General features: G+C 71.5%; 4 protein-coding genes and 1 pseudogene. 1 reads left to right on the top strand and 4 read right to left on the bottom strand.

Annotated features, from left to right (window positions below; translation table 11 throughout):
- Positions 1–292 (top strand): annotated as a pseudogene (locus ACSNOD_RS27520) (DNA-binding transcriptional regulator); the annotation flags it as partial.
- Positions 293–370: 78 nt separating this feature from the next.
- Here the strand turns inward: ACSNOD_RS27520 and ACSNOD_RS27525 are convergent.
- The 4 genes from ACSNOD_RS27525 to ACSNOD_RS27540 form a co-directional block, all read right to left on the bottom strand.
- Positions 371–1,639 (bottom strand): glycosyltransferase, encoded by a 1,269-nt coding sequence (locus tag ACSNOD_RS27525; protein ID WP_436769777.1) that lies wholly within the window; start codon positions 1,637–1,639, stop codon positions 371–373.
- Positions 1,640–1,810: 171 nt separating this feature from the next.
- Positions 1,811–4,588, bottom strand: a complete 2,778-nt coding sequence (gene lanL, locus ACSNOD_RS27530; RefSeq protein WP_436769778.1) for a class IV lanthionine synthetase LanL — start codon at positions 4,586–4,588, stop codon at positions 1,811–1,813.
- Positions 4,585–4,767, bottom strand: a complete 183-nt coding sequence (locus ACSNOD_RS27535; protein ID WP_436769779.1) for a hypothetical protein — start codon at positions 4,765–4,767, stop codon at positions 4,585–4,587. The genes lanL and ACSNOD_RS27535 overlap by 4 nt, the downstream gene beginning before the upstream one ends.
- Positions 4,768–5,154: 387 nt before the next feature.
- Positions 5,155–5,604, bottom strand: a complete 450-nt coding sequence (locus ACSNOD_RS27540; protein WP_436769780.1) for a DUF5959 family protein — start codon at positions 5,602–5,604, stop codon at positions 5,155–5,157.
- Positions 5,605–5,718: the final 114 nt, after the last annotated feature.

Here is a 5,718-nt window from a genome sequence, read left to right on the forward strand (position 1 = left end):
CAGCTCATCCACCAGGTCCGCCGGTCGATCGCCGACACCGCCCACCCGCCACCGCGCCGTCGCCATCGTCCAGGCCCCGGCCGAGGCCGTCCGCCGCCGCACCTGGGCCCTGGCCGGCCGCGTCCGGCCCATCGACGCCGACACCTGCACGGTCGACTGTTCCGGCGACTACCTCCCCGGCATCGCCCAGACCCTCGCCGCCCTCGACGCGGACTACACCCTCAGCGCGGACCCCGAGGTGCTCCGACACCTCCGTGCGGCTGCCGACCGCATGGTGCGCGCCACGGCGTGAGAGCGAGGGCCGCCGGGCGGGCCCATGGGCCGGCGCGGAGAGCCGAGGCCCGTGACCCGGTCCTCCGGGCGGCTGCCCTCATCCCACGGCGTCCAGCCGGCGGCCATCCGCACCGGCGGCCCCTGACGGCCTTTCCCGGCCGGCCGCGTCCAGGAGCAGTCGCGCGGCCACCGCCGCCCCGTCGGTGCGGATCGCGCCGGCCACGGCCCGCGCTCGTACGCCGGTCTCGGGCGCCAGCGCCGTGGCGAGCGCGGCGGAGAGGGAGTCCACGGTCGGCGTCCGGCCGTGGTGAGCCGAGCCGATGCCCAACTGGGCCACGCGATCCGCCCAGTACGGCTGGTCCGCGATCCGGGGGACCACCACCTGCGGCGCCCCGGCCCGGGCCGCCGCCGTCGTGGTGCCCGCGCCGCCGTGGTGCACGACGGCGGCCACCCGGCGGAACAGCGCCTGCTGGTTGACCTCGCCGACGACGAAGCAGTCGTCGCCGTCGTCGATCGGGGCCAGGTCGGCCCAGCCCCGGGCGAGGAGTACGCGGCGGCCCCGCGCCCGGCTCGCCTCGACGGCCACCCGGGCGATGTCCTGCGGGGCGTACGCGGCCATGCTGCCGAAGCCCACGTACACCGGTGGCGCGCCCGCGTCCAGGAACGCCTCCAGAGCGTCCGGGAGCGGCCGGTCGTCGGGCAGCAGCCACGCCCCGGTCTGCACGAGGTCGAGGTCCGTCATGCCCTCCGACGGGCACAGCGTCGCATCGGCCGCCAGCCAGGGCCGGTCGGTGAAGACGTGGTCGCGGACGTTGTCCACCGGCGGCAGGTCGATCGCCGCCCGGTGCCTGTTGAGCGCCTCGCCGTACAGCGCGTTCACCCGCTGGGCGTCCTGCCGCCACAGCACCCGGTGGTCGGTCTCGTCCGGCGGTGACTGCGTGCCCGGCCGCGCCCCCGGGCGGAAGTGCCGGGAGGGCAGCCCGAAGATGTGGAAACACGCGTACACGTAGGGGATGCCGAGTTTCTCGGCCACGTCCCGGGCGCCGGCCGGCATCAGGCCGGTGGCCAGCAGCGCGTCGGCTCCCTCCGCCTCCGCGGCGAGCGTCTCGAACCGCGCGGCGACCAGCTCCGGAGCGAGCCGGAACGCGTCGTCCGCCGTCGGTGGCTTCGGGCCCGCGACCACCGAGCGCACGCTCGGGCCGAGCGGCACCAGCGGCACGCCGACACGTTCCAGCAGCGCCACGAACTCCTCGTCCGGTGGCGCGCACACGCGCACCTGCGCACCGAGTTCCCGCAACCGCAGCGCGAGCGCCGCCACCGGTTCGACGTCCCCGCGCGACCCACACGTCGACAACACCACACGCATGTCGCACACCCCCCAATTTCCGCTGCTTCCGGTATCGGCGGACCATGCTGGGGCACGACGGGGGTCTTGCCGCAAGCCCCCTGGTGCGCTATAGGTTGAGAGTGGCAAGGAGCGGGGCTCCTTGCCTTTGTCTTTGGGGCATAAGGTGATCGCCCTCGCCTCGACGGTGGCCTACGGGAGCCACAGGCGGGGGCCGTGGTGGCGGAGGCGGCGGAGAAAGCCGAGGATGCCGGCGTCGCCGTAGCCCCATGAAGCGTCGCGGTGTGCGGTGCCACGCGGGAAGTGGCGGTGGGGGCCGGCGTCCTGGTGGGGTGTTCGGGCCCGGAGGATTGCCGTAAGACGGCGGGCCTCGTGGTTCCACTGGGTGTCGCCGGTGGCGTGGGCCAGGTCGAGGAGGAAGTCTCCGAGTCCGGCCAGTCCGCAGCACTGGTGTGTGGCGACCGTGCGTGGGGCCAGCCGGAGGGCGGCTTCGCCGGCTCGTGCCGCCAGTCGGGTGCAGTCGGGGCGGTTCAGTACGCGTGCGGCGTGGAGCAGGGCGGTGCCCATGCCCGCGAGGCCCTGGCACCAGGAGACGGCCAGTGGGCGCGGTGTCGGGCGGGCGGTGTCGGCGATCGACCGGCGGACCTGGTGGATGAGCTGGGAGCACCAGTGTTCCAGTGCGTCCTCGGTTCGCGGGTTCGGGCCGCGCAGAGTGCGGTGGGCGAGGAGGAAGGTGAGGAAGCCCGCGGTTCCGTGCGCGTGCCCGTGGTGGAGACTGGCTCCGGTACCGGGGCTGTCGGGGTCCGCGGTGTCCGCGGTGCGTTCGCACTGGCCGTGGATGAGGCGGTGAGCGCAGTGGTCAGCGACGTCCACGTGGCGGCTGTCCTTGGTCAGAGCGGCCAGCATGAGATGGCCGGTGCCGATGCCGGCCAGGCCGTGGGTGTAGTCGTCGCGTAGCTCCGTGCCGGGCGGGAGACGGCCCGGGTCGGGTGGGGCGAGACGGGTGACCGCCTCCATCAGGGGTGATATGTCCTGAAGTTGTTGGTCTGTGCGGGCCGCGAGGTTCGCGAGCAGGACGGCGGTGCCGGTGGCGCCGAACACGAGCCCTGGTGGCGGCTGGTCGATGGGCAGGTCGGCGCGGGCAGCGTGCCGGGCCAGACGGTGCGCGGCGCGCCGGGAGGCGGCGTCAGGGTGCTGGAGCAGTTCCGTCGCCACTCCCGCGATTCCCGTGAAGGCGCTGGTGGGCAGGGGGGTTTCCTGGTCCAGGGCCTGGTCGGCGTACGTGTGCAGCCGGTGAAGGAGCCGAGCGATGCGCTGGTCGAGTTCGCTGTCGGTGTACGGCGTCGGCCTGGCCGGTGACGCTGGTGCGGCACGTGGCTTGGGCAAGGCGCCATGACGGCTGCCGCGCAGGGTGGCGGCGGCTTCCGCGCGGCGGGCCGGGTCGTCGCTCAGCAGTGGGGGAATCACGGCGAGAGCGCCGCGGGCGGTTCCGTCGGCCACGGCAGGGTGAGCGGCGGCCAGCATCTGCACCGTGCGTGCGGTGCACGGGCGCCGTCCGTCCGCGGTGACGGCGGGTTCCAGGCCGGTGGCGGCGTGGAAGAGGGTCGCGCCCAGTGCGTAGTAGTCGTCCTCGATCCGCGCCGGCGGGTTCTCGTGCTGGTCGGGCGGGGCGTATCCGGGGCTGTGCCCGGGAAACTGCAGTCCGTCGTGGGCGGCGATGCCGAAGTCGATCAGTCGGAGGTTTCCGCCGTGGGTGACGATCACGTTGTTCGGGGTCAGGTCGCGGGCGATCACGTCGCAGGCGTGGACACGGTCGAGCAGGGCCAGCAGTTCGGTGGCCAGTCGCATCAGTGAGCGGCCGTCGGCGCGGGGCACCGGCGCGGGGCGAATGTCGCACGCGTCGAGATACACCCCATGGGCGGTCACATCGTCCCGCAGGGAATCCTCACCGACGTCGGTGAGGACCACGTATTCGTCGTCACCATGGCGGAAGTGGTCCACGAACCGTGGCACTCCGTCGATGTCCGCGAGCACCGAGAGGATGCGGCGTTCGTTGCGCAGAAGGGCGCGGACATCGAAACCGTCCGGCCGCTCTCCGACCCACGCGTAGCCTTCTTTGACGATCACCGCGCGTGCGTCCGCGGTGTCGATGGCTCGGTAGACGTTACCGCGGGCAGTGCGCTGCACCCCGCGCAACAGCCGGTAACGGCCTCCCAGCAGAAGGTCCTTGCCTGCTGCTGTGCCGTCATCCGTTGCGCCCGCGCCGTCGAGAAGGGGCGCGAAGGGGTCGAGGGCCCACGGCGGACACGCATAGTTGGGCCCCGCCAGGCCCGGGAATTCGGCACCGTCGGGCCCGCGCATCACCAGCTCGGGCTCACCGTCTTCCCCGATGCGGTAGCGCGCGGCGAACGGCCCGTACCGGTAGTACACGGGAGAGCCGGGACGCACGCACCGGTCACTGCGCACGACGGGCGCCGCCATACCCTCCAGCACCCGCGCCAGTTCCTCGGCCAGCCCGGTGACCGCATGAGGAAACTGGTCCGGATAGACGGTGACGGCCTTTCCCACGGCTCCCGGATTCGGGTTCGCGGCGGAATTCCTCTCGGCGAGGGCAGCGGCGTCGGGAACGGTCTTGAAATCGCAGGGTCCCGCCAGCAGCACGGGAAGTGCCCGTCGCAAAGTCTCCGCCAGTGTGCCGGGTCTGGCGGAAAGATGCAGTTTCCATCCGTGCGCCGGCCTGACCGCCTCGGGGCGTTCGACATACAGCCAGTGCCGCGCGGGGCGCACGACACGGCCTGCCGAAGCGGCCTCGCGCCGCACTAGTGCCGAGACGGCGTCATCGCCTGGGGCGGGAGAGCGGGAAGGAATAGTCAACGAGCCTCCGCCGATCAGGAAGCGGGCACGAATTGCGTACGAATTCCCAGCCCGGTTTCGCCTGTGCCGATGACACGGAAGGCCGAGGTGGATCACACAGCGTAGGTGCCCCCGGTGCACACGGTGTTCGCGCAACAGACGATGGTGATGATGTTGCACGTGGAGTAGCTGTCGGCCTGTCCGTGCACGAGGGCGTCGTCGAACTCGATCCCCGCCGTCATACCCTGCACATCCATCCGGCCGGCATCCCGCGGAACCAATTCTTCGAGCGTCATGACAACCTCCTCTTCGATGTCCGGGCGCGCCCTGGCGGGTACGCCGGAAAGACAGCCACGGGACTCTTCACCAGGTTTCTTCCGCAATCCGCTTGGCATACGCCCGACTTCACACGAACGTGCAAGCGCACGCCGGAGCGCCGGGCGTCTCTCGGACGCCTGACGGAGTCCGGGAGGTCGCGCAGCTTATCCGCTGGGAGGTCCGCGACGACATCCACGAAGCGTTCCTCACCCTGGGATGCGCACTCATCAGCTGGCGACGTCTATCAACGGTTCAGCGCCGCCATTCATAGGCACCCGGCGAGGTCTCAAGGACCTCGCTCGGCCACTCCTTCAGCACTCGCCCGAGCAGCCTCCGCTGCTCGTCGATCCAACCTTCTTCAAGGTTCATGGGAAGGACACGGAGACGCACGAACTGCTCGGGTCCTCGACGGGGACGGCGGGGGTGTCATGCTCTTCGTTGCACGGCTGGATTCTGATCACAGGGCTGTGGTCGTTGTCTCTCCAGCAGATGTCCTGCCCCGCATCAAGGAGATCCAGAGCCCGGGACCAGTCCTCCAGGTCGGGAGGGAACAGAGACATGGCCAGGCGACCACTGACGAAGCTGCTCGTGATCAGGGCCTCTGCGTCGAGCTGGTCGTGAAGATGCGGCACTCCCGGCGACCGACGCCCCAGCACGCGCACCCGGAAGCCGTTGTCACCATCCGAGAGGTTGATCAGGTCCACCGTGTATCCCTCTGCTCTGCTCGCGGGCAGGTTGGCGCCCGAGATGCCGACGGACAGAAGCGGGCCGGTCCGCTCGGTGACCAGGAGCACTTCGCCGGCGAGTCCTGCCACCGATGGTCTCACTCCCCCACCGCGGGCGCGCCGCCGCACGGGCCGGAGGGGACGTGGCGGGGTGCCCCCGCAGCGCGGCGCACATGCTCCCAGGGGGAGCCGAAGAAACAACCC

It is taken from the genome of Streptomyces sp. URMC 123, assembly GCF_051386515.1.
In the GTDB taxonomy this organism is placed as follows: domain Bacteria; phylum Actinomycetota; class Actinomycetes; order Streptomycetales; family Streptomycetaceae; genus Streptomyces.